Below are 22272 nucleotides of genomic sequence, written 5' to 3' on the forward strand. Positions count from 1 at the left end.
AGGAGGGAATGAAGCCAGTATAAGAACAACACTTGAGCAACTCATTAGGCAAAGCACCAAGCATCAGCACGGCTTCGCATTTATCTTAAGGCGAATGCCCAGCGTCATGCGAGTCAGTTCACGAAAAATGAAACAGCTGTGATGTACGTCACGCGTATAAATAAGCGAAATAACCTGCCGCCTGAAAATATCACCGGCAGGCTTATTTTCAGGACGGAAATAATAATCAGATCTGATCATTATCTAATTGCAGGGCCACATACAGCAGCAGGCGATCGTCGAAATTACCCAGATCTAATCCGGTTAATTCGGAAATTCTGTTCAGACGATATTCCAGCGTATTTCGGTGAATATATAACGCTTTCGAGGTGGCCGTCGGCTGGACGTTATTATGGAACCAGGAGGCTAAGGTGCGGCGCAATAATCCGTTGCTGTCGGTGGCTTTTAAACGCGCCAGCGGCCGCACCAGTTCGTCGGCCTGCCAGCCGCCGCGCAGACTGTCGAGCAGCACGGGCAGGATCAGATCCTGATAGAAATAGCAGCGCTGTTCGGGCATTCGCTGTTTGCCGACGGTCATGGTGGTACGCGCCGTGCGGTAAGAACGGGCGATGCTGCCGGGGCCGGTGAAGAAGTTGCCGAGGGAAATACGCACGCGCAGACGGCCAGTTTCGGTCATGCGCGAAAGCAGGTGATCGATGCGCTGACGGTGGCCGTCGGGATCCCAGCGATCGTAGCTGTTAAGCGCCGGTTTCAGCACCACCATTTCGGTCAGGGAAACAATGGCGATGAGGTTATCGCGCTCAGGCGTAGTGAGCAGCGTTTGCAACTGTTGCAGCTCGGCCATGGCGGAATCCACGCCGAGCTGGCCGCTGTCCACCTCCACCACCGCCGCCACGCGCGGGCGGTTCAGATCAATGCCCAGCCGCTGCGCCCACTCCTTCAGTGCCGGAGAGAGCTCGTCCACACGGATAAGATTAAGCACCAGCTCTTCACGCAGACGGCTGTCCTGCGCCAGCATGTGCAGCAGCCGCGCTTGTTCAAGCATCATTTCAGCAGTCATGCATACCAGTTCACCGTACTGGCGCAGCTGTAATGGATTACCGGTCAGGCCGATGACGCCGACGATCTGGCCGTCAATGCGCAGCGGCAAGTTGATGCCCGGACGCACCCCGTGCAAATGCCGTGCGACGCCTTCATCAATATCAACGATACGCTCTTGTGAAATCGCCAGCAGCGCGCCTTCATGCAATTCGCCAAGGCGCTGGTCGTCGCCGCTGCCAATGATTTTCCCACGGCCATCCATGACATTCACATTACTATCAATAATTTGCATGGTGCGGGCAACAATTTGCTGCGCCAGCTTTGCATCGAGATGGTACGCCGACATGGGTTCCCTGCCTTGCTGTTTTTCTTATTCAGACCAGCATACTCAGTCGCCGTCAGCCAGACATTATGCAAATGCCCAAAGAGCAGGAGAACCCGTTGAAGTTGCGGGTAAAGTCACAGTTTTAAGCAAATGCACAGAAACGTTCAGGAGGATGCGTAAATAGCAGGCAAAAGAAAGGCACGCCGGAGCGTGCCTTGTGGAAGTGCTGTCAGAATTATTGCGCTAACAGGTAGATTGAACTGTCACCACGCAGAATATCCAGCGCCAGCACCGATGGTTTGGTGTCGAGGATTTTACGCAGTTCGCCCAGGTTGGCGACTTTCTGCTGGTTCACGCCGAGGATCACGTCGCCTTTTTTCAGGCCGATACGTGCTGCGGTAGAACCCGGTTTCACTTCATCGACTTTCACGCCTTTCTTATCGGCAGCGGCATTGTTGCTCAGTTCAGCGCCTTCGATACCGGTGTAAATATTGCCAGAATCGACTTTCGCGGTCTGAGTACTCTGCTCAATAGTCACGTCCACGTTCACCGGTTTGCCGTCGCGCAGCAGGCCGAGGGTCACTTTAGTGCCGATTGGCATAGTGCCGATGTCCGCACGGAACGACGCAAAGCTGGTGATCGGTTTACCGTTCATGCTGAGTATCACGTCACCGGCCTTGATGCCCGCTTTCTCTGCGGCAGATTTCGGCATGACCTGGCTGATGAATGCGCCGCGCTGTGCGTCAACTTTCATGGCTTTCGCCAGCTCAGAGTTCAGCTCGGTACCCATGATGCCGAGTTCGCCACGTTTCACCTGACCATATTCGATCATCTGTTTGGACAGGTTCTGCACCATGTTGCTTGGGATCGCAAAACCGATACCGATGTTGCCGCCGTCCGGTGCCAGAATCGCAGTGTTCAGGCCGATCAGTTCACCGTTAAGGTTCACCAGCGCACCGCCTGAGTTACCACGGTTGATCGCCGCATCCGTCTGGATGAAGTTCTCGTAGTTCTCGATATTCAGGCCGGAACGACCCAGCGCAGACACGATACCGGAGGTCACAGTTTCACCCAGACCATACGGGTTACCGATAGCTACCGTGTAATCACCGACGCGCAGCTGACCGGAATCGGCCATCTTAATCGCCGTCAGGTTTTTCGCGTCCTGCAACTGAATAACCGCGATATCAGAACGCGGATCTTTGCCGATCACTTTGGCGTCAAATTTACGGCCATCGTTCAGCTGTACGCTGATTTTGGTGGCGTTATCCACCACGTGGTTGTTAGTGACCACATAGCCTTTCGCAGCATCAATGATGACGCCGGAACCCAGCGCACGGAAATCTTCTTTCTGCTCAGGAGCTTGCGGCTGGCCATCCTGACCGCCCCCCTGACAAACCGGCGAGCCCTGGAACGGTGAACCGTCCTGGCACAGCGGCGAATTCTGACCAAAGAACTGCTGGAACTGCTGGCCCATACGCGGCGTTTTAGCCGGGGCGCTGCCTTCAACGTTCACGCTCACCACGGATGGCATGACTTTTTCCAGCATTGGCGCCAGACTTGGAAGCTGTGTCGTACTTGAAGAGGCTGTTTCAGCAGCCAGTGCAGAAGAAACCGGGGCCATTGCCATACCGATACTTAGCGCTAAGGCGCTCAGGAATAAACTCGATTTTTTCATTTTCAGGATCTCTTAAAATTATTGTGGCAACCAAAATAGTCGCATTGCTTGGTAGTTGTGATACTGAGATATAATTAATAGCGTGAAGTTCATCAGGGTCGATCGGTTAATAGTAAAAAAATATTGTCGATATTTACAAAAGCCGCTTTTTCGGACAGATTCGTAAAGAAAATAAAAGACGTCTACATTTGTTCTGAAAACGATAACTATTCAGCCGCCATTAAGCGTCGATATTCGTCATAAGCATATAAATCAGTCATACCACTGATATAATCTTGCAACATTCTCGCCCGATAATAAAACTCCTGCACCGCAAAAGCTTTCTCAGGTATCCCTTCCAGACCCACGACCGCATTGGTATAGGCTAAACGATGTTTCGCCGAAATCTTATGTAAAAGCCGGGTTTCAATCGGATAGGCGCGGTGCGTATCTTCCTGATCAAGTTGGGTAAAATCTTTCAAAGACATATCCAGCAGCGGGCTGTAAATATCCAGTAAACCGCTGATTACGCGATAACCCTGTAATTCCAGCTCTTCGACTTCCGGATGATTGAAAACCTGTTTGAACGCCACGCGTTTATAAATTTCCAGCAGGCGATTAGCCTGACTGTCATCTTCCAGCAGAGCATGATTAAAGGTGCCGTCATAAATTTCCTGCACATTATCAATGAATCTGCGCGCCGCGTGCGGTACCAGTTGCTTGACCGTTTGCACCCGTAATTCCATAAAGAAATAATCCACCGGATTGCGGAAGGTTTTGGCTTTATCCATCTTTTCATACGCGGTGCGAACGACTTTATCAAAGAAATCGCCCTTTTCGATCTCGCCCCATTCGCGCCAGAGATAGCTGTACAGTTGCCCGACGCTGAAAATGTTTTTCTCGACCGCATCTTCTAAATCGGCGATGCAGTAAGAAATGTCGTCTGCCGCTTCCATAATGTAGGTGAGTGGAAAACGGTTGAACTGGCCCAGCCCGAGTTCACTGCGCAAGCGCCGAATAAACGGCTCCTCGGCCAGATAAAAACCGGGCTTTTTCATCAGGTAATCATGCGAAGGCAATTTTTCGGTGGAATACGCCGGACGCGTGTATTTCAGAATACAAGCGGTCTGGCTGTAGGTCAGATTGAGTTTAAGCAGCGTAAACACCAGACGGATCGCCTGCGCATTGCCTTCAAAATTTGACAGATCGTAGCGGATTTTACTGCGCAACTCGTTGAGCGGTTCGGCGCTTTTCTCCAGCCGCAAACAGGCGATGGTACAGGCATCCGTCACCTGATATTCCCGACCGCAGCTGGCGGTATCCATGCGTTTTCCAAACCAGTTGTTGATCGCCGACTCACCAAAATGCCCGAAGGGAGGGTTGCCGATGTCATGCATCAGGCAGGCCATTTCCACCACGCTTTCAAAGGGATCGGTGACATCGGTCAGGCCGTAGGTGTCGAGCTTGCCCTGACGGCGCAGGCGATGCAGCACCTCTTTGGCGATGTGACGGCCTACCTGCTGCACTTCCATTGAGTGCGTCAGGCGGCTGCGGACGGCGGCGTTTTTTTCCAGCGGAAAAACTTGCGTTTTTTGTTGCAGGCGGCGGATGGCGGCGGAGTTGATGATACGGCCACGATCGCTTTCAAACTGCCGCACCACATCGTACTCATCACGCGCCTCAATGGGCGAACTGAAAGGACGCTGAAAATTGAATTTCGTTTTAAAATCGATCCCGGACATGAATTCCCACCTTTTCAGCCACTCACACGCCCGGCAGAGGCGAACTCTGCATCCCAAACGCATTATCTCTTACCTTTAGCCATGATAGACTATCGCGCATTGTTTTCGGTATTAATGCCGATATTAAAGCGTCAATTCCGCCTCTGCTGCGGCCAATTTCACCCACATCTGCGAGTATTCATATGAAAGTAGGCATCATCGGCGCTATGGAGCAGGAAGTGACTCTGCTGCGCGACAAAATCATCAACCGTCAGACCATTGAACGCGCGGGCTGCGAAATCTACACCGGCCAGCTGCACGGCGTTGACGTGGCATTGCTGAAATCCGGCATCGGTAAAGTCTCGGCGGCGATGGGCACCACGCTGTTGCTGGAACACTGCCAGCCTGACGTAGTGATCAACACCGGCTCAGCCGGAGGGCTGGCGAAAACGCTGAAAGTCGGCGATATCGTGGTTTCTGATGAAGTGCGTTATCACGACGCCGACGTCACCGCGTTCGGTTATGAGCCAGGCCAGATGGCGGGTTGTCCGGCGGCGTTTACCGCTGATCCGATGCTCATCGAGCTGGCTGAAACCTGTATCCGTCAGTTAGATCTCAACGCGGTACGCGGTCTGGTATGCAGCGGCGACGCTTTCATCAACGGTGCAGCGCCACTGGCACGCATCCGTGCCACTTTCCCGAACGTCGCGGCAGTCGAAATGGAAGCGGCGGCTATTGGCCATGTTTGCCACCTGTTCGGAACGCCGTTTGTCGTTGTTCGCGCGATTTCAGACGTGGCCGACGGCGAATCCCACCTGAGCTTCGAAGAGTTCTTGGCTGTTGCAGCACAGCAATCCACCCTGATGGTGGATGCGATGCTCAAAGCGCTGGCTGATTCAGAAGAGTGATGGTGCGCCGGTTTTGTCTCATGCTGAGCGTGCTGTTGCTGCCCTGGGTGGCAACAGCAGCACCCGCGCAGCGGGTGATCAGTCTGGCACCCAATCTGACAGAACTGGCGTTTGCCGCCGGGCTGGGGGATAAACTCGTCGGAGTGAGTGCTTACTCTGATTATCCTCCGCAGGCGGCCAAAATCGAGCAGGTAGCGAACTGGCAGGGAATTAACACCGAACGTATCGTGACGCTGAAACCCGATCTGGTGCTCGCCTGGCGCGGCGGCAATCCGCAGCGTCCGCTCGATCAGCTGACGTCGCTTGGCATCCATGTGGTGTATCTCGACCCAAAAAATGCCGGGCAAATCGCACAGGCGCTGGAAACGCTTTCTGAGTACAGCCCTGATCCCGCCATCGCAAAGCGCGCAGCGGCAGATTTCCGCCAGCAATGGCAGGCGCTGAAGCTGAAATATCACCGCGATAATCCGGTTCCTGCCTTTATTCAGTTCGGTACACAGCCGCTGTTTACCGCCTCTGCGGCGACAATGCAAAGTGAAGTGCTGGAACTGTGTGGTGCAAAAAATATTTTCGCCGACAGCCGTGTTCCGTGGCCTCAGGTCAGCCGGGAGCAGGTTTTAAGCCGTCATCCGCAGATTATCGTTATTGCAGGCGGAAAATCGCAGAAACAGGTGATTGAGGATTACTGGCGTTCGCTGCTCAGCGTGCCGGTTATTACGCTCGAGTCTGACTGGTTTAGCCGTGCGGGACCGCGTATTTTGCTGGCCGCCCAACAGCTGTGTCCGCAGCTCGCTGACTTACCTCAGAGGTAAATACTCACTCATATTTTTGGTGCAGGACCTTTCCTGCCGCCCTGTAGCACTTTTCTGAATTGGTGATTTATTAATCAAAATCAATGAATCGACGCTGGCATCTGTTAACATGTCCGGCGTAAAATTCTTCGTACTTTGATTGTCACCGCTTTAAAATTATCTCTTTGTTTAACCAAAGAAATAATAAAACAACCGGCATCTGATACGACAAAAGCGCGGCTAAAAATTCATAACGAATTAAAGACCGCCAAAATTAGACCGATAACCCTTTTCAGCCACGCTGACTTATTGCTCTATTTACATTGATCTACACCAGCAGGAAAATTTAAATGAAAGCTTTATTACTCAGCGTGTTGCTCACCCTGAGCCCGTTGGTTGCGGATGCGGGCATGACCAGTGGTGATATCAACATCAGCCTGACTATTTTACCGACGTGTCAGGTGAACGCCGCGCACACCGGGACGTCAGTGACCTGCGCCAGTCGCACAATGAGCCTGCCGCACATCAGCGAAAAACTGCTGACTTCCGTGCCCGGCATCAGCGTTGGCTCAAAACTGGTCACCGTTGAATGGTGATCAATGGGTAAGTACTTACTTACCGCTAAGCCCTTATCAACTGAAAAATCCCATTAAAAAAGCCCGTCTGCATCAGCAAACGGGCTTTTTGTTTTATACGTTCAGAACACTCAAATACTGAAGGACGAACCGCAACCACAGGTTGTTTTGGCATTCGGATTGGTCACGATAAAACGTGAACCTTCCAGACCTTCGGTGTAATCAACGGAGCCACCGACCAGATATTGCAGGCTCATCGGGTCAACCACCAACGCCACTCCGGCTTTCTCGATGGTCATGTCACCGTCATTGATTTTATCATCGAAGGTAAAACCGTACTGGAACCCGCTGCAACCGCCACCGGTGATATAAACACGCAGTTTCAGGTTCGGATTTTCTTCATCAGAAATCAGGTTCTGCACCTTACGCGCCGCGGCCTCAGTAAACTGTAACGGCAACGCGGTTGTTTCATTCATCAACGCTTCACTCATAATTTCTCACTCCCAATCCGCATCTGTTCAGGCCGCCAGATTGACTGTCTGAATAATGAACTCATTATCTTATACCTGAGTTAATGCTTCAAGTATGGGCATTTTTCACGGCGCTGTCCTGCTTATTGGTGCTCTCGTCGGCAGTTTCTGCCTGCGTTTTTTCAGCATTCTCACGTTCCTGCTTCTGTAACGTGCGGGTCAGGATCGCTGAATACAAGGGCTTACCGCCTAAAAACTGCGCCAGCAGGGTCGCACCCAGGCAGGTGACGATCATCGGCAAAATGAGCTGATAGTTGTCAGTCATCTCCAGCACCAGCACGATCCCGGTCAGCGGAGCGCGGACGCTGGCGGCAAATAACGCGCCCATTCCGGCAATCGCGAAGGTCGCCGGTTCAATGCCGTATTGCGGGAACCACGACAGTGCGGCAGTGCCGAAGGCCGTGCCCAGCAAGGTACCAAGCGCTAACATCGGTGCGAAAATTCCGCCCGGCGCGCCGGAGGCAAAGCACAGCAGCGTGGTCGCAACGCGCACAATAAAGATGAACAGCAGCATCAACAGACTGTATTTTCCCGCTGCTGCCAGTGGGATCAGTGCAAAGCCGCCGCCCGCCGCTTCCGGCTGAACCAGCCCGAGTAAACCGCAAAACCCACCCAGCACGCCACCGATAATCAAAATCTTACGCATATTGCCGCCGTGCAGCCGGGCGAACATATCCTGCGTGCGGAAGATAAGCGCGTTGAAACAGACGCCGACCACGCCAAACACCATCCCTAACACCAGATACAACCACAGCGTGTTAAGTGGGGCATTGGCCAGTTTGCCGACTTCAATGACCGCCACGTCGCCATTGAAAATACGGAAAACGATGCTCGACATAATCACGCCGATAAACACCGCTTTTATCGAAATCAGGCTGTAGCGAAATTGCAGCCGCATCTCTTCGAGGATAAACAGGATACCGGCCAGTGGCGCGTTGAAAGCGGCTGAAAGCCCCGCCGCCGCGCCGGTTGCCAGCAGAGAGTGGCGCGCTTCGGCGCTGCGTAGCCGGAAGATATCCACCATCATTTTGCCGACGTTGGCGCCCATCTGCACCGTAGGCCCTTCCCTGCCCAGCACCATGCCAGCGCCGAGCGTGCCCATGCCGCCAAAGAATTTCACCGGGATCACCCGCCACCAGCGCACCGGCCGCAACTCTTCCAGGGCACCCTCGATTTCCGGAATGCCCGAGCCGCCCGCCTCCGGCGCGAAACGCCGCACGAGGTAATAACCGCACATCGCCAGCATGGCCGAAAAAACAAAGGTCAGCGGCCACAGTAAAATCCAGTAATCGCTGAAAATTCCCAGCCCGGAAAGTCTCACGGCCATCACCCAGTTCACCGCTTTTTCGAACGCGACACCGAGTAAACCGGCGACGGTTCCCACCACGGCGGCGACAATCAAAATAGCGACCGGCGTTTTGTCACGACGCAGGAACATGCGCAGCACTTCACTGCGTTTACGCGGGCCCTGGGCGAGTGCCGCCTCAGGCATTTGGGGAGTTGATTCATTCATCGGCGATGGAAAAATACAGAAAATGTAATGGAAGATGAATGAATTTAATCACACAAAATCGAGTCCCGACAGGACTCAGGACAAAATGCCGCACGGTTTACGATTTGATAACGTCGCTCAGTTCACTAGAATGGGCGCATTGTTATCCCTTATGTCTTAAAGCATCAAAAAACCAGGAGCCGAATAATGAGTAAGTCAGAAAGTCTGTTCACGCAGGCGCAAGCGCTAATCCCGGGCGGGGTGAATTCGCCGGTACGTGCCTTCTCCGGCGTCGGCGGCGTCCCGTTATTCATCGAGCGTGCTGACGGTGCCTTTTTGTTTGATGCCGATGGCAAAGCCTATATCGACTACGTCGGTTCCTGGGGCCCGATGGTGCTCGGCCACAATAATGCGGAAATCCGCAACGCGGTGATCGAAGCGGCGCAGCGCGGTTTAAGCTTTGGCGCGCCGACCGAAATGGAAGTGAAAATGGCCGAACTGGTCACCGGACTGGTGCCAAGCATGGACATGGTGCGCATGGTGAACTCCGGCACCGAAGCCACGATGAGCGCCATCCGTCTGGCGCGCGGCTTTACCCATCGCGATAAAATCGTCAAGTTCGAAGGCTGTTATCACGGCCACGCAGACTGCCTTCTGGTGAAAGCCGGTTCCGGCGCGCTGACCCTCGGCCAGCCCAACTCTCCGGGTGTCCCGGCGGATTTCGCCAAACATACCCTGACCTGCACCTATAACGATCTGGATTCCGTTCGCGCCGCGTTCGAACAGTTCCCTGACGATATCGCCTGTATTATCGTTGAGCCGGTGGCCGGCAACATGAACTGCGTACCGCCTCTGCCGGAATTCCTGCCGGGTCTGCGCGCGATTTGTGACGAGTTCGGCGCGCTGCTGATCATCGACGAAGTGATGACCGGTTTCCGCGTCGCGCTGGGCGGTGCTCAGGAGTATTACGACGTCGTGCCGGATCTGACTTGTCTTGGCAAAATCATCGGCGGCGGTATGCCGGTAGGTGCATTCGGTGGCCGTCGTGAAGTCATGGATGCGCTGGCACCGACCGGTCCGGTCTATCAGGCGGGCACGCTTTCCGGTAACCCGATTGCCATGGCCGCCGGTATCGCCTGCCTGACCCAGGTCGCTCAACCGGGCGTCCATCAGACCCTGACCGACCGTACCACCCAGCTGGCAGAAGGTTTGCTGCACGCGGCGAAAGCGGAGAATATCCCGTTCGTCGTTAACCACGTCGGCGGCATGTTTGGCCTGTTCTTCACCGATTCAGACACCGTGACCTGCTATCAGGACGTGATGAAGTGCAACGTTGAGCGCTTCAGAAAGTTCTTCCACCTGATGCTGGAAGAAGGCGTCTATCTGGCTCCTTCCGCGTTCGAAGCCGGATTTATGTCTCTGGCGCACAGCAAAGAAGATATCCAGCGCACCATCGACGCCGCGCGGCGTTGTTTCGCGAAGCTGTAAACCGGCATTCGGTAATCAGCAGACAGCAAAAAGGGGCCATCTGGCCCCTTTTTTATTGCATCAATTCCGGCCTTATTTCGCCTGCTTTCTCAGCAGATAGATAAAGTACGGCGCGCCGATGAAGGTGGCGAGCAGACCGGCGGGGATCTGATTCGGGAACAGGAACATTCGGCCACACCAGTCGGCAAACACCATCAGCAGTCCGCCGAGAATACTGGCGACCATCCACTGCGGCATCGCGCGGCGAAAGCCCATCATTCGCGCCATGTGCGGTGCCATCAGGCCAATAAAGCTCAGCGGTCCGACCGTCAGCGTCGCGGCGGCGGTCATGATCGCGGCCAGCATCAAAATCGCCATACGGCTTGGCGTCAGCGCCATGCCGACGGATTTTGCGGTCACGCTGCCAAGCGGCAGGATGTTGATCCAGCGGCGCAGGAACGGCACCAGCAGCATCAGAATTGCCGCCAGCCCCAGCGTGCGCCATGCAGCATCAGCGGTGACGGAATAGGTAGAACCCGAAATCCAGGTCAGCAGGCCGCCCATGCGCGGATCGCCACTGGCCAGCAGAAGCGTCAGCAAGGTGCTGAATGCGGTACTCAGCGCGATACCGGTCAGCAACATCCGTTCGGCGGAGAAGCTGCGTATTCCGGAGGCCACCATGATCACCAGCAAGGTGACAGCCGCACCGGCACTGCCCGCGGGCAACAGCCAGACAAAGGCATCGCCCGGCACGATAAACATCATCAGCACCACGCCAAACGCCGCGCCGGAGCTGATACCCAGCACTTCCGGGCTCGCCATGGCGTTGCCGGTCAGTTTCTGGATCAGCACGCCCGATGACGCCAGCATAATGCCCGCCGCCAGCGCCGCCATCACGCGCGGCATTCGCCACGGCAGCAGCGCCTGCAAGTCGGCACCCGTCGACCAGTTCCAGCCGGTGGCGTTGCGACCGGCCATCAGCGCGACGGCCAGCCCCACCAGCAGCACCAGTAATGCCAGTGACACCCAACGCACCAGGTGCTGACGCTCATCCGGCACCTTGTCACCCTGATCCATCGGCGGCGGCGTCATGCTGTTACGCAGACGCGGCAGCAGCCACAGCAGAAGCGGCGCACCCACCAGCGCGGTAGCGGCACCGGTCGGGATTTCCATCCAGTATCTGGTCAGGAATTGCATCACCTGATCGGTGAACCACAGCAACAATGCGCCGATAAGCGGTGCCATCACCAGCCGCGCAAACAGGCGGCGTGCGCCGAGCATTTTCGCCAGTAACGGGGCGAACAGGCCGATAAAGCCAATCATGCCAACGGCGTTAACCAGCTGGGCACTCATCAGAATGGCCAGCGCCAGCACCGCAAGGCGCGCAGCCGATAATCCCAGACCGAGATTTTTCGCCACACCGTCGTCCAACCCCAGCAAGGTCATCGGACGTTGCAACAGGAACGCCAGCAGCCAGACGATAATCACGCGCGGCAGCAGGAACGAGGCGATATTCCAGTCCTGCTGATTTAGCGCCCCGCTGCTCCACATGTATAAACTTTGCAGGCGCTGATAGTTGAACAGCCCGAGCAGGCCGTTGACCGCGCCGCAGTACAGGCCGAGCACCAGACCCGCGAGGATCAGCGTCACCGGTGAAAGTCGTTTACCCCAGGCGATACCGAAAACTAAAACACCGATCACCACCGCACCCAGCATGGCCGCAAACTGCTGGGTGACCAGTCCCCCCGGCAGCGCCCACAACGTGGCGATAGTCAGGCCGAGCTGCGCCCCGGCTGACACGCCGAGCGTCGCCGGTTCCGCCAGCGGATTGCGTAAGACCTGCTGAAAAAGTAAGCCCACCAGCCCGAGGCCGGCACCCGCCAGCAGCGCCACGGCGATACGTGGCAGCGAGCTGTAGTGGAACAGCATCTGTTGAACATCATCGATATTGGGCTGCCAAAGCGCGTGGTGCCACAGGGAGTAAGGCAGTTGCTGATGCAGGTTATAAACGCTAAGCGCCCCGGCCACCAGCGTCATCAGAATCAATAAAATCAGCGAAACGCTGAGTGCGCGGCGGTTCATACCGGTTTCCCCAGAGTGCTGTTAAGAATGCGGCAGAAATGCATCGCGCTGTAGGTCGCGCCGTAGAACCAGACCGCAGGCACCACGGTGAACTGATTGTTGCGAACGAACGGCATAGATTTCCATAACGGGGTGGGCGCCACGGCATCCATGATGTCAGCGCTGCCGTGATCGAAGCACAGCACACGGGCATTTTTGATGCTCGCCAGGCGTTCTATTCCGACCGACACACTGCCCCAGAAACTGCCTTCACCCTGCCAGGCATTGGTCAGCCCGACGTCACCCATGACTTCCTGAAACAGGCTGCCCTCGCCGAATACCAGCACATGCCGGGTGTCGATAAAGGTGATCAACAGAACGGGTTGTTGCGCGACGGGTTTCATCAGCTCGCGGGTTTTTGCCAGTTGCTGGTGATAAAGCTGCAAATGCTGTTCAGCGCTCCCCTGCAAACCAAGATAATCCGCCAGTTTGTGCAAGGATTTGATCGCCAGTTGCAACGGCTTCGCGCTGCCGTCGTTGGCTTTCACGTCAATGACCGGTGCAATCGATTCCAGCTGTGCCGTTTTCGGGCCATAGCCCTGCGTCACCAGCAGCAATGAAGGTTTAAGCTGCTGAATAAGTTCCATATTCGGTTCGGTGCGCTGACCGACGTCAATCACCGACGGGCCGAGTTTTGGCTCTTCCACCCAGAGTTCGTAATTGGGAATGTCGGCGATGGCCATCGGCATCACGCCCAGCGCAATCAGCAGCTCGGCGGGCAGCCATTCGAGGGCAATAATACGGCTGAGATCCGGTCTGGATCCGGCGAATGTCGGCATGGAAGCCAGCAGCGGGGATAACGCCATCGCTTGTAACAGACGGCGACGCGTGAGCCCTGAAAAAGGAGGAAAATCAGACATATCAGTATACGAAGCTCACCGGAGCACCGCCCGCCGGATGCGGAAGGATGCCCATCGGAATACCATAAATTTGTTCGAGAACGTCGCCGCGCATCATCTCTTCCGGTGCGCCCTGGGCTATCATTTCGCCGCCACGTAACGCCATCAGCTGGTCGCAATAACGCGCCGCCATGTTCAGGTCATGCAGGACGGCGATCACCGTTAAGCCTTTCTCGCGGCTCAGGCGCTGGATCAGCGCCAGCACGTCTTTCTGATGCGCGATATCCAGCGCAGACGTCGGCTCATCAAGCAGCAGGCAGCGGCTGTCCTGCGCCACCATCATCGCCAGCCACGCGCGCTGACGCTCGCCGCCTGAGAGACTGTCCACCAGACGATGGGCAAAGGGTTTCAGACCAACCAGCGTGATAGCTTCTTCGACTTTTTCTTTATCCTGATGCTTAAAACGACCGAGCGCGCCGTGCCACGGATAGCGGCCAATCGCCACCAGTTCCTGCACCGTCATGCCTTCTGCCGCCGGAAGCTGCTGGGGCAGATACGCCACCTGACGCGCAAAGGCTTTGCTGTCCCACTGCGAAAGCGGAGTGTCGTTGAGGAAAATCGTGCCAGCCGTGGCGGACTGATGCCGTCCGAGCATTTTTAACAACGTCGACTTACCGGAGCCGTTGTGACCAATCAGGCCACAGACTTTTCCCTGCGGGAACGTCAGCGACAGCGGCGCCAGCAGCGTGCGTCCGGGCACTGAAAAACTGACGTCTTGCAGGCGGAATACGCTTTCTGGCAGCGATGTGGACGGGTGTACGTTGTTATCAGCCATAAGATTTTCTTCGTTTACATCCGGATTTGACGATGAGTTGAATAGGAAACGGGCACGACCAGCGTGCCCGGATTTCACAGCGTTAATGCAAACTAACTATTAAAATCTGAATGTTGCTGTGGCGACCACCTGACGCTCCGCGCCCCAGTAGCAGGCATAATCGCGGTAGCAGCTTGCCACGTATTCGCGATCCAGCAGGTTATTGACGTTCACGCCAACGGAAGAGCCCGGCAGACCAAAGCGCGCGAGATCGTATTTGATCGTCGCATCCACCAGCGTGTAACCGGCAACGTTAAAGGCTTCGTTAGTCTTGTCGCCCGTGGTGTAGAAGCTGGAGGTTGAACCGAAGTAACGCACACCGGAACCGACGGTCAGGCCGCTCAGTGCGGTTTCGTGGAAGGTGTAATCCGCCCACAGTGTGGCCATATTCGCCGGTACTTCAGCAGGACGTTTGCCTTCATAAGCAAGATCGTGCGTGTACTTCGCATCGGTATAGGTGTAAGACGCCGTCATGTTGATGTTGGCGTTGAGTGCGGCTTTCGCTTCCAGTTCCAGACCACGGGAACGAATTTCACCTGACTGAACGCTGAAGGTATTCGTCTGATCGGTAGGATCATTGGTCAGGTTTTTGGTTTTCGTCAGCTGATATACGGCTGCCGTCAGACTGATCGGACGATCGTTCGGAATGTATTTCACACCCGCTTCGTACTGTTTACCGATTGATGGATCAAACGGCTTTCCATCCTTGTTAGAACCGGCTGTCGGTTCAAAGGATTCGCTGTAGCTGAAGTACGGGGAGATGCCGTTATCAAACAGGTAGTTCAAACCGCCGCGCCAGGTGAACTGCTGGTCATTAATTTGCGTAGCGCTGTTGCTTGAACGGGTAAACGTCGAGCTTTTGGCAAAATCATAACGACCGCCAACGGTCAGGATCCACTTGTTCCATTCCGCCTGATCCTGCGCGTACAGACCGGTTTGCTCCTGACGGTTCAGGATTTCATACGGGAAGTACAGGGAGACATTGCTGTTGCCGTACTGCGGATTGCTCATGCTCAGATTGCTGGCGGAACCATAATCGGCATCAATGTCGTTACGCATACGCATGTAATCCACGCCCATCAGCAGGGTGTGATCGACATCAGCGGTAGCAAATTTAGCCTGCGCCTGGGTATCCACGTCGAAGTTAGCCAGTTTCTCTTTTGACTGCACGTACGCGCGGCTCATCACGCCATTCCCGACATAACCAGTACCGTAAACGCCTTTGTACTGGGTATCAAGTTTGGTGTAACGCAGGTTCTGACGCACGGTCCAGGTGTCGTTAAAGCCGTGTTCGAAGCTGTAACCGACCATTTTCTGATTGCGGGACATCTTGTTGCTTTCTTCGCCTTCGTTGAAGTCGGTCGGCAACTTATGCGCTTTCCCGTTAGCGTCGTAATACGGCACCACGGTGCCCTGACGCGGTAACCAGCCGTAGAAACCGGCATCCGGCTCATTCTGGAAGTTGCTCAGGAAGGTGAAGTTGGTTTTGTCATCAGGACGCCAGGTGAAAGACGGCGCGATACCGTAGCGTTTTTCTTTCGCCATCTCCTGCTGAGTATCCTGACTGCGCGCCACGCCGGTCAGACGGTAGGAATACACGCCGTCGTCATCAATTGCATCGCTGAAATCAAAACCGGTCTGGAACAGATTGTCTGTCCCCATTTTGAACTGCACTTCTTTCAGCGGTTCAGTGGTCGGACGCTTGCTGACCATGCTGACCACGCCGCCAGGGTTGCTCTTGCCGTATAACACGGAAGACGGCCCGCGCAGCACTTCAACACGCTCAAGGAAATACGGATCCATCGACACTTCAGAGTAGTTGTCACCCTGAAGTTTGATGCCATCGAGATACTGGTTGGTGTTCACGGAAGTGAAACCACGAATAGCGATCGCATCATAAGTGGAGGAACTGCCACGGCTGGCGAAAACGCCCGGCGTGTAGCCCAGCGCTTCTTTTACGGAAGCAGGCTGTTTCATGTCCATTTCTTCACGGGTCACGACGGAAATTGACTGCGGGGTTTTCACCAGTGGCGTATCGGTTTTCGTCCCGGTTGCACTGTGTTTTGCGGCGATCGTTGCCGCAGGGCCCCACGCAGATTCCGGTGCTGCTTCAGCAGCGGCTGAACTGGTGACATTGATGGTGTCTTCTTTTGCCGGAGCGGTTGCCGCGCCTGCGTAAAGAGACGTTGAGCTCAATGCCGCCGTAATCGTTAAAGCCAGTGTGCGACGCGTAAAGACGTCTTTGGGTGAAGAAAGGGAGCGCTGGAAAGCCATTGCGTTATCTCTGGAGTGTTTATTAATGGGAATGTAAACGATAATTATTATTATGAACATCGCATAATATGCGCAATGCTTGCGCATCTGCAAGCGTATTTACCTCATACATTGGCTGAGTGAATAAAAAGTATCCCCATGTTAAATATGGGTAAAAGTGCCTATAAATTAAACGGGAATGGATGTAGCCGGTTTGAAGAGAATGTAAAACAGCGTGAGTCAATTTTGGTTAAGGATAACAAATAAAAAAGGGCACGATTTTCATCGCGCCCTTTTTAGCTTATTGAATCAGACGGTTGTTAATTCGAACCAAACATATCCTTGATCCAACCCGCCACGCCGTTGCTGTCTTTTTTCTCATCCTGAGACTGCGGCGTCTGCCCCTGAGACGGCTGCTGCTGTTGTTGCTGTTGCTGCTGCATCTGCTGCTGTTGTTGCTGCTGAACCGCACTGACGGAAGCCTGACACATCGCATCCGGTGAATCGGTCCAGACCGGGATGGAGCGCGTTGCCCCGCCACCGCTCAGCATACCTGAGCCACCGCCGCCGCAGACAAAGTTGCCGCTGCCGTCGATATTCATGGTGCTGATGCCTTCCGGCATTTGCAGATTCAGCGGCTGTGGCGTGCCGTTTTCCAGATAACGTCCGTACAGCACCAGCGCACCGGTCGAGCCCCAGAGTTTAGACGGGCCATTGTTATCACGCCCAACCCAGGTGATCGCCACCTGATTGCCATCGATACCGGCGAACCAGCTGTCACGCAGTTCGTTCGAGGTTCCGGTTTTCGCCGCCAGATGCAGTTTCGGGAACTTGTTCGCCAGCGCGCGCGAAGTCCCTTCCTGCACAACCTGTTGCATCGCATACAGCGTCAGATAGGCCGCCTGGGCCGGGATCACGCGGATCGCCTGCGGGAAGCTCTGATACAGCACGGTGCCGTCTTCGGCAATCACCGAACGCACCGCCGACAGTGGCGCTTTGTTACCGCCGCTGGCAATGGTCTGGTATTCCTGCGCCACTTCCATCGGCGTCAGCGCAATCGCACCAAGCAGCATCGACGGCGTCTGGTTGAGGGATTCTTTTGGAATGCCCAAATCAATCAGCGTTTTAGTGATGTTATCGAGGCCCACCGCCATCCCGAGGTTTACCGTCGGTACGTTCATGGAACGCGCCAGCGCATCCACCAGCAGAACCTGACCACGGAACTGATGGTCATCATTTTTCGGTGACCAGATCTGACCGTTCGCCAGTTTAAGGTTCAGCGGCTGATCGGCAAGGATCGTATTCAGGCGGTACTTGTCCGGCTGCGACAGTGCAGTCAGATAGGTCGCTGGCTTAGCCAGAGAACCGACCTGGCGACGTGCCTGCATCGCACGGTTGAAACCGGCAAACTGCGTTTCCGCGCCGCCAACCATACCGCGCACTTCGCCGGTATAACGGTCAACGATCACCATCGCGGTTTCGATATCATTCAGGCCGCTTTTCTTACGCAGTAACGGAATGCCCTCTTCGACCGCTTTTTCCGCCGCATCCTGTGAAATCGGATCCAGCGTGGTGAAGATTTTCACCCCGGACATGTCCTGCACTTTGTCACCGAGCTTGGCCTGCAGCTCCTGACGCACCATCTGCATAAACGCCGGTTGAGGTGAAATCACGCCGCCTTTCGGCTGGACGCCGAGCGGACGCGCGCTGAGCATGTCATACAGTTCCTGATCGATAACTTTCTGATCGACCAGCAAACGCAGCACCAGATTACGGCGCTGCAATGCCATGTTCGGGTTGCGCCACGGGTTGTACAGCGACGCGCCTTTCACCATGCCGACCAGCAATGCCTGCTGATCCAGACTCAGCTCGTTTACCGGACGGCCAAAGTAATACAGGCTCGCCAGCGGGAAACCACGGATCTGATCGGAGCCACTCTGGCCGAGATACACTTCGTTCAGGTACAGCTCGAGAATGCGATCCTTACTGTAATCAGCATCCAGCAGCACGGCCATGACCGCTTCGCGCGCTTTACGGCTCAGGGAACGTTCGTTGGTCAGGAACAGGTTTTTCACCAGCTGCTGCGTCAGCGTCGACCCCCCCTGTACCGCATGACCGGCAGTCAGGTTCGCCAGCACCGCACGGCCAATGGAGTAAAAGTTGATCCCATCGTGTTCATAGAAATGGCGGTCTTCGGTCGCCAGCAGCGTATCCACCAGCAAGTCCGGGAACCCGGCGCGCGGCACGAACAGACGCTGTTCGCCGTTGGCGTTGGATGCCTGCAACATGGTGATCAGACGCGGATCGAGGCGGAACAGCCCGAAATCACGCTGGTTATCCAGGTTTTTAATTTCTGACAGGCTGTTACCGTCAAACATCAGACGAGCGTTCACCTGCCCTTCTTTGCCTTCCGGGAAATCAAACGGACGGCGCAACATATCGATGTAGTTGGCATGAACCGTAAATTCGCCGGGACGGGTGATGCGCGTCACTTCGCGATACTGCGTGCCTTCCAGCAGGCCGACCATTTCGGCCTTGCTGATCGCCATATCGGGCTCAAGATTTACCTGACGACCATACACCGCCGCTGGCAGTTGCCAGACTTTCCCGCCGTCAATGCGGCTGTGAATTTCACGGTTGAGATACACCGCGTAAATCCCCAGCAGGATCAGGAAGACGACAAACAGTTTGACCAGCAACCAGAACAGACGACGCTTGAAGCTTTTCTTACCGCCCTTACCGCCTTTTTTCGCCTTGCGTGGCGCGGCCTTGCGGCTCATGCGCGACTCCCGCTCTTGTTCATAATCATCGTCATCCTCAACGTCATCATCCATTTCTTCTTCATAATCATCGTAATCGTCATCCCGACGGTTACGGCGGACAGGGCGCTCCTGCGAAGGCTTGCGCCCGGCAGGTTTACCTTTACGGCCAATCGGCTCGCGATCATCGCCAGACATCAGTGAATCTCCCAACGTGCTGCTGTGTTCGTCATAATGATTCTGCTTTGCTGAGTCATTTTCATGTTTATATAAAATATTTTAAAAGGATTTCAAAAGGATACGGAAAATGGCCTGAAATCGTGGCCGCAAGGCGCTTACTCTGTGCCCCGCCCTGAGTTTCGCCCAGAAGAAATGTCTGAAAATTTGTTTCTTTTCTACACATTTCATCAGGGTGCTGAATACTTTTTGGTGCGCCGCGTCGGCAGCGCCTCTGCCGGATTGTCCGGCCACGGATGTTTCGGGTAGCGGCCTTTCATCTCTTTCTGCACTTCGCGGTAGGAACCCTGCCAGAACGCCGCCAGATCGGCGGTGATCTGCAACGGGCGCTGCGCCGGTGACAGAAGTTCCAGCACCACATTCACCCGTCCTTCAGCAATCATCGGGCTGCGCTGTTCGCCAAACATCTCCTGCATACGCACTGAAAGCGCCGGTGGCTGGTCAGCATGATAGCGGATCGGCAGACGACTGCCAGTCGGGACGGTGTAATGGGTCGGTAATGCGCTGTCCAGACGCTGCCGCTGCTGCCAGTCCGGCAGACGTAACAAGGCTTCGTGCAGATCGGTTTGTTGCAGGGATTTTAACGAGCGCACACCTTTAAGCGAGGGCAGCAACCAGTTTTCCAGCCCGTCAAGTAACGACTGATCGTCCATTGCAGGCCACCGGACTTCCGGCATCCATTTCGCGGCGCAGGTCAGCCGCAACCGCAGCTGCTCCGCCGCCACCGACCAGTTGAGCGCCTGCAATCCCTGCGAGCGGATCCAGTCGATCAGCGCCTGTTGCAGTTCTTCATCATCGGGCTTCGCCAGCGGACTGGCCTTCAGCACCAGCCGTCCGATCTGCCAGCGCCGCCATGCGCGCAGCGTGCCCTTTTCTTCGTCCCATTCGACGGCAGTCTGTTCTTTGACCACGTCAGGCAGGCGTACGGGCAATTGGGTGATATCCAGAGAAATCGCCAGCAGAATCCGGGCATCCGGGCTGTTGTTACCCTGTAATAATTGCGGCGCAACCAGCCACGGTGCGCGGGTCAGCCCGTCGTCCTGCGGCAACGACGCGCCCAATCCGTTCGCCAGCAGATAACGTCCATCTTCACCACGCCGCTGGGCGATGCGGTCACTGAACGCCCGCGCCAGCAGCCAGGGTGCCAGCGAGGCGTCCGCATTCCCGCTTTTACCACCGGTGCGCTGTGCCAGCTGTTTTGCACGCCGCAGCCAGTTCCCCTGCGGGCGGCTGAACCAGTAATCGATATCCGGCATACCGCCACGCGGCGGCTCTTCCAGCATCGCGGCCAGCAAGGCGGCGGTGGCGAGTGCGTCCGGGCTTTGCGCTGCGGCAGAAATTAGCATGGCCGACAGACGGGGATCGCAGCCGAGCTGCGCCATGCGCTGGCCTGAGGACGTCAGCCTACCCTGCGCATCGGTGGCGCCCAGCTGATGCAGGAGATGTTTCGCGGCGGACAGCGCGACCACAGGCGGCGTGTCCAGCCATTGGAGCTGTGTGACATCCTGACAACCCCACTGCAAAAGCTCCAGCCAGAAGCCGCTGAGATCGCTTTGCAGGATTTCGGCTTCGGCCTGTGCGCTGGCGCGCTCCGCCTGCTCTTTGCTGAACAGATGCCAGCAGAGACCCGGTTCGAGACGCCCTGCGCGTCCGGCACGCTGGGTCATCGACGCCTGACTGATGCGCTGCGTCACCAGCCGGGTCAGGCCGCTGCGCGGATCAAACTGCGCGCTGCGTTCCAGCCCGCTGTCCACCACCAGACGGATGCCTTCGATGGTCAGACTGGTTTCGGCAATGTTGGTCGCCAGCACGATTTTACGGCGTCCGGCCAGTGATGGCTGAATGGCTTTCTGTTGCTGATCGAGCGATAACGCGCCGTAAAGCGGGCAGAGATCGACATCATCTGCCAGCCTGCCGGTGAGTAAATTTTGTACGCGGGTGATTTCGGCCACGCCCGGCAGGAACAGCAGCATCGAGCCGTGATTTTCACTCATCAGGCGACTGACCGCGCGCGCCACTCCCTCGTCGAGACGTTCGTGGGTGGCGAGCGAAAGATACTGACGATCCACCGGAAAGCTGCGACCTTCGGAGGTGATCACCGGCGCATCCGGCAGCAGCGGTGAGAGCCGCAGATTATCGAGCGTCGCAGACATAATCAGCAGTTTTAAATCATCACGCAGCGCGTTCTGCACATCGAGCAACAGCGCCAGCGCCAGATCGGCCTGCAAGCTGCGCTCATGAAATTCATCGAGGATCACAAGCGACACGCCGGTCAGTTCAGGGTCAGCCTGCACCATACGGGTGAGAATGCCTTCGGTCACTACCTCAAGACGCGTCGCCGCACTGGTTTTGCTTTCGGCGCGCATACGATAGCCGACGGTTTGTCCCGGCGCTTCGCCCAGCTGTTGCGCCAGACGGTAAGCGACGTTTTTCGCCGCCAGACGACGCGGTTCCAGCAACAGAATCTTCCCCGGCAGATTAGCCTGTTTCAGCAACTGCAACGGCAGCCAGGTGGATTTTCCTGCACCGGTGGGCGCGAGTAATAGCACCTGCGGAGCCTGTTGCAGGGCGGCTAAAAGCGGTTCGAGTACGGCGCTGACCGGCAAAGAAGACAATGAATGCTCCATGAGAGTTAACTTTAAACGGCGGGCATTGTAGCATTTAGCCTCACATCCGGCATGC

General features: G+C 55.8%; 15 protein-coding genes. 4 read left to right on the plus strand and 11 right to left on the minus strand.

The annotated features are described in order from the left end of the window. Positions 1–226: 226 nt before the first annotated feature. From I2123_RS19860 to dgt, 3 genes are all read right to left on the minus strand, one after another. Positions 227–1387 carry a CdaR family transcriptional regulator gene (locus tag I2123_RS19860; protein ID WP_056774812.1) on the minus strand — a complete coding sequence of 387 codons (1161 nt, stop codon included), beginning with the start codon at positions 1385–1387 and terminating at the stop codon, positions 227–229. Positions 1388–1601: 214 nt separating this feature from the next. Beyond that, positions 1602–3044, minus strand: coding sequence for a serine endoprotease DegP (gene degP, locus I2123_RS19865; protein ID WP_112164103.1), 1443 nt, complete (start codon positions 3042–3044; stop codon positions 1602–1604). 206 nt (positions 3045–3250) lie between these two features. Then, the gene (dgt, locus tag I2123_RS19870) at positions 3251–4765 is read right to left on the minus strand and encodes a dGTPase (protein ID WP_112164102.1); all 1515 of its coding nucleotides are present in this window, start codon (positions 4763–4765) and stop codon (positions 3251–3253) included. 182 nt (positions 4766–4947) lie between these two features. Here dgt and mtnN point away from each other — a divergent pair, with 182 nt between their 5' ends. From mtnN to I2123_RS19885, 3 genes are all read left to right on the plus strand, one after another. Then, positions 4948–5652, plus strand: coding sequence for a 5'-methylthioadenosine/S-adenosylhomocysteine nucleosidase (mtnN, locus tag I2123_RS19875; RefSeq protein ID WP_213051345.1), 705 nt, complete (start codon positions 4948–4950; stop codon positions 5650–5652). Beyond that, on the plus strand, positions 5652–6464 hold the full coding sequence (gene btuF, locus I2123_RS19880) for a vitamin B12 ABC transporter substrate-binding protein BtuF (RefSeq protein WP_213051346.1): 813 nt from the start codon (positions 5652–5654) through the stop codon (positions 6462–6464). Before mtnN ends, btuF begins: the two co-directional genes overlap by 1 nt. Positions 6465–6793: 329 nt before the next feature. Further along, a complete protein-coding gene (locus tag I2123_RS19885) occupies positions 6794–7039 on the plus strand; it encodes a hypothetical protein (protein ID WP_112164099.1) in 246 nt (81 codons plus the stop codon). 110 nt (positions 7040–7149) lie between these two features. On the opposite strand, the gene erpA is transcribed toward I2123_RS19885, so the two are convergent. Together erpA and clcA are read right to left on the minus strand one after the other, a co-directional pair. Next, a complete protein-coding gene (gene erpA / locus I2123_RS19890; protein ID WP_056774928.1) occupies positions 7150–7494 on the minus strand; it encodes an iron-sulfur cluster insertion protein ErpA in 345 nt (114 codons plus the stop codon). Between the two features lie 103 nt (positions 7495–7597). Beyond that, a complete protein-coding gene (gene clcA, locus I2123_RS19895) occupies positions 7598–9040 on the minus strand; it encodes a H(+)/Cl(-) exchange transporter ClcA (protein WP_244207759.1) in 1443 nt (480 codons plus the stop codon). Positions 9041–9247: 207 nt separating this feature from the next. Between clcA and hemL the strand changes: the two genes are divergently transcribed. After that, positions 9248–10528, plus strand: coding sequence for a glutamate-1-semialdehyde 2,1-aminomutase (gene hemL / locus I2123_RS19900; RefSeq protein WP_213051347.1), 1281 nt, complete (start codon positions 9248–9250; stop codon positions 10526–10528). A 72-nt stretch (positions 10529–10600) separates the two neighbouring features. Here hemL and fhuB read toward each other — a convergent pair whose 3' ends face one another. The 6 genes from fhuB to hrpB form a co-directional block, all read right to left on the minus strand. After that, positions 10601–12589, minus strand: coding sequence for a Fe(3+)-hydroxamate ABC transporter permease FhuB (gene fhuB / locus I2123_RS19905; protein ID WP_213051348.1), 1989 nt, complete (start codon positions 12587–12589; stop codon positions 10601–10603). Then, positions 12586–13488 carry a Fe(3+)-hydroxamate ABC transporter substrate-binding protein FhuD gene (gene fhuD, locus I2123_RS19910; protein ID WP_213051349.1) on the minus strand — a complete coding sequence of 301 codons (903 nt, stop codon included), beginning with the start codon at positions 13486–13488 and terminating at the stop codon, positions 12586–12588. The genes fhuB and fhuD overlap by 4 nt, the downstream gene beginning before the upstream one ends. A 1-nt stretch (position 13489) precedes the next feature. Further along, on the minus strand, positions 13490–14302 hold the full coding sequence (gene fhuC / locus I2123_RS19915; RefSeq protein WP_213051350.1) for a Fe3+-hydroxamate ABC transporter ATP-binding protein FhuC: 813 nt from the start codon (positions 14300–14302) through the stop codon (positions 13490–13492). Positions 14303–14401: 99 nt separating this feature from the next. Next, positions 14402–16615 (minus strand): ferrichrome porin FhuA, encoded by a 2214-nt coding sequence (gene fhuA, locus I2123_RS19920; RefSeq protein WP_213051351.1) that lies wholly within the window; start codon positions 16613–16615, stop codon positions 14402–14404. Between the two features lie 299 nt (positions 16616–16914). Next, on the minus strand, positions 16915–19551 hold the full coding sequence (gene mrcB / locus I2123_RS19925) for a bifunctional glycosyl transferase/transpeptidase (RefSeq protein ID WP_112164092.1): 2637 nt from the start codon (positions 19549–19551) through the stop codon (positions 16915–16917). Positions 19552–19760: 209 nt separating this feature from the next. Continuing rightward, entirely contained in the window at positions 19761–22205 is a 2445-nt protein-coding gene (gene hrpB / locus I2123_RS19930; RefSeq protein ID WP_213052575.1) for an ATP-dependent helicase HrpB, read from the minus strand. Positions 22206–22272: the final 67 nt, after the last annotated feature.

Source organism: Rahnella inusitata, from assembly GCF_018288855.1.
Classification (GTDB): domain Bacteria; phylum Pseudomonadota; class Gammaproteobacteria; order Enterobacterales; family Enterobacteriaceae; genus Rahnella; species Rahnella inusitata.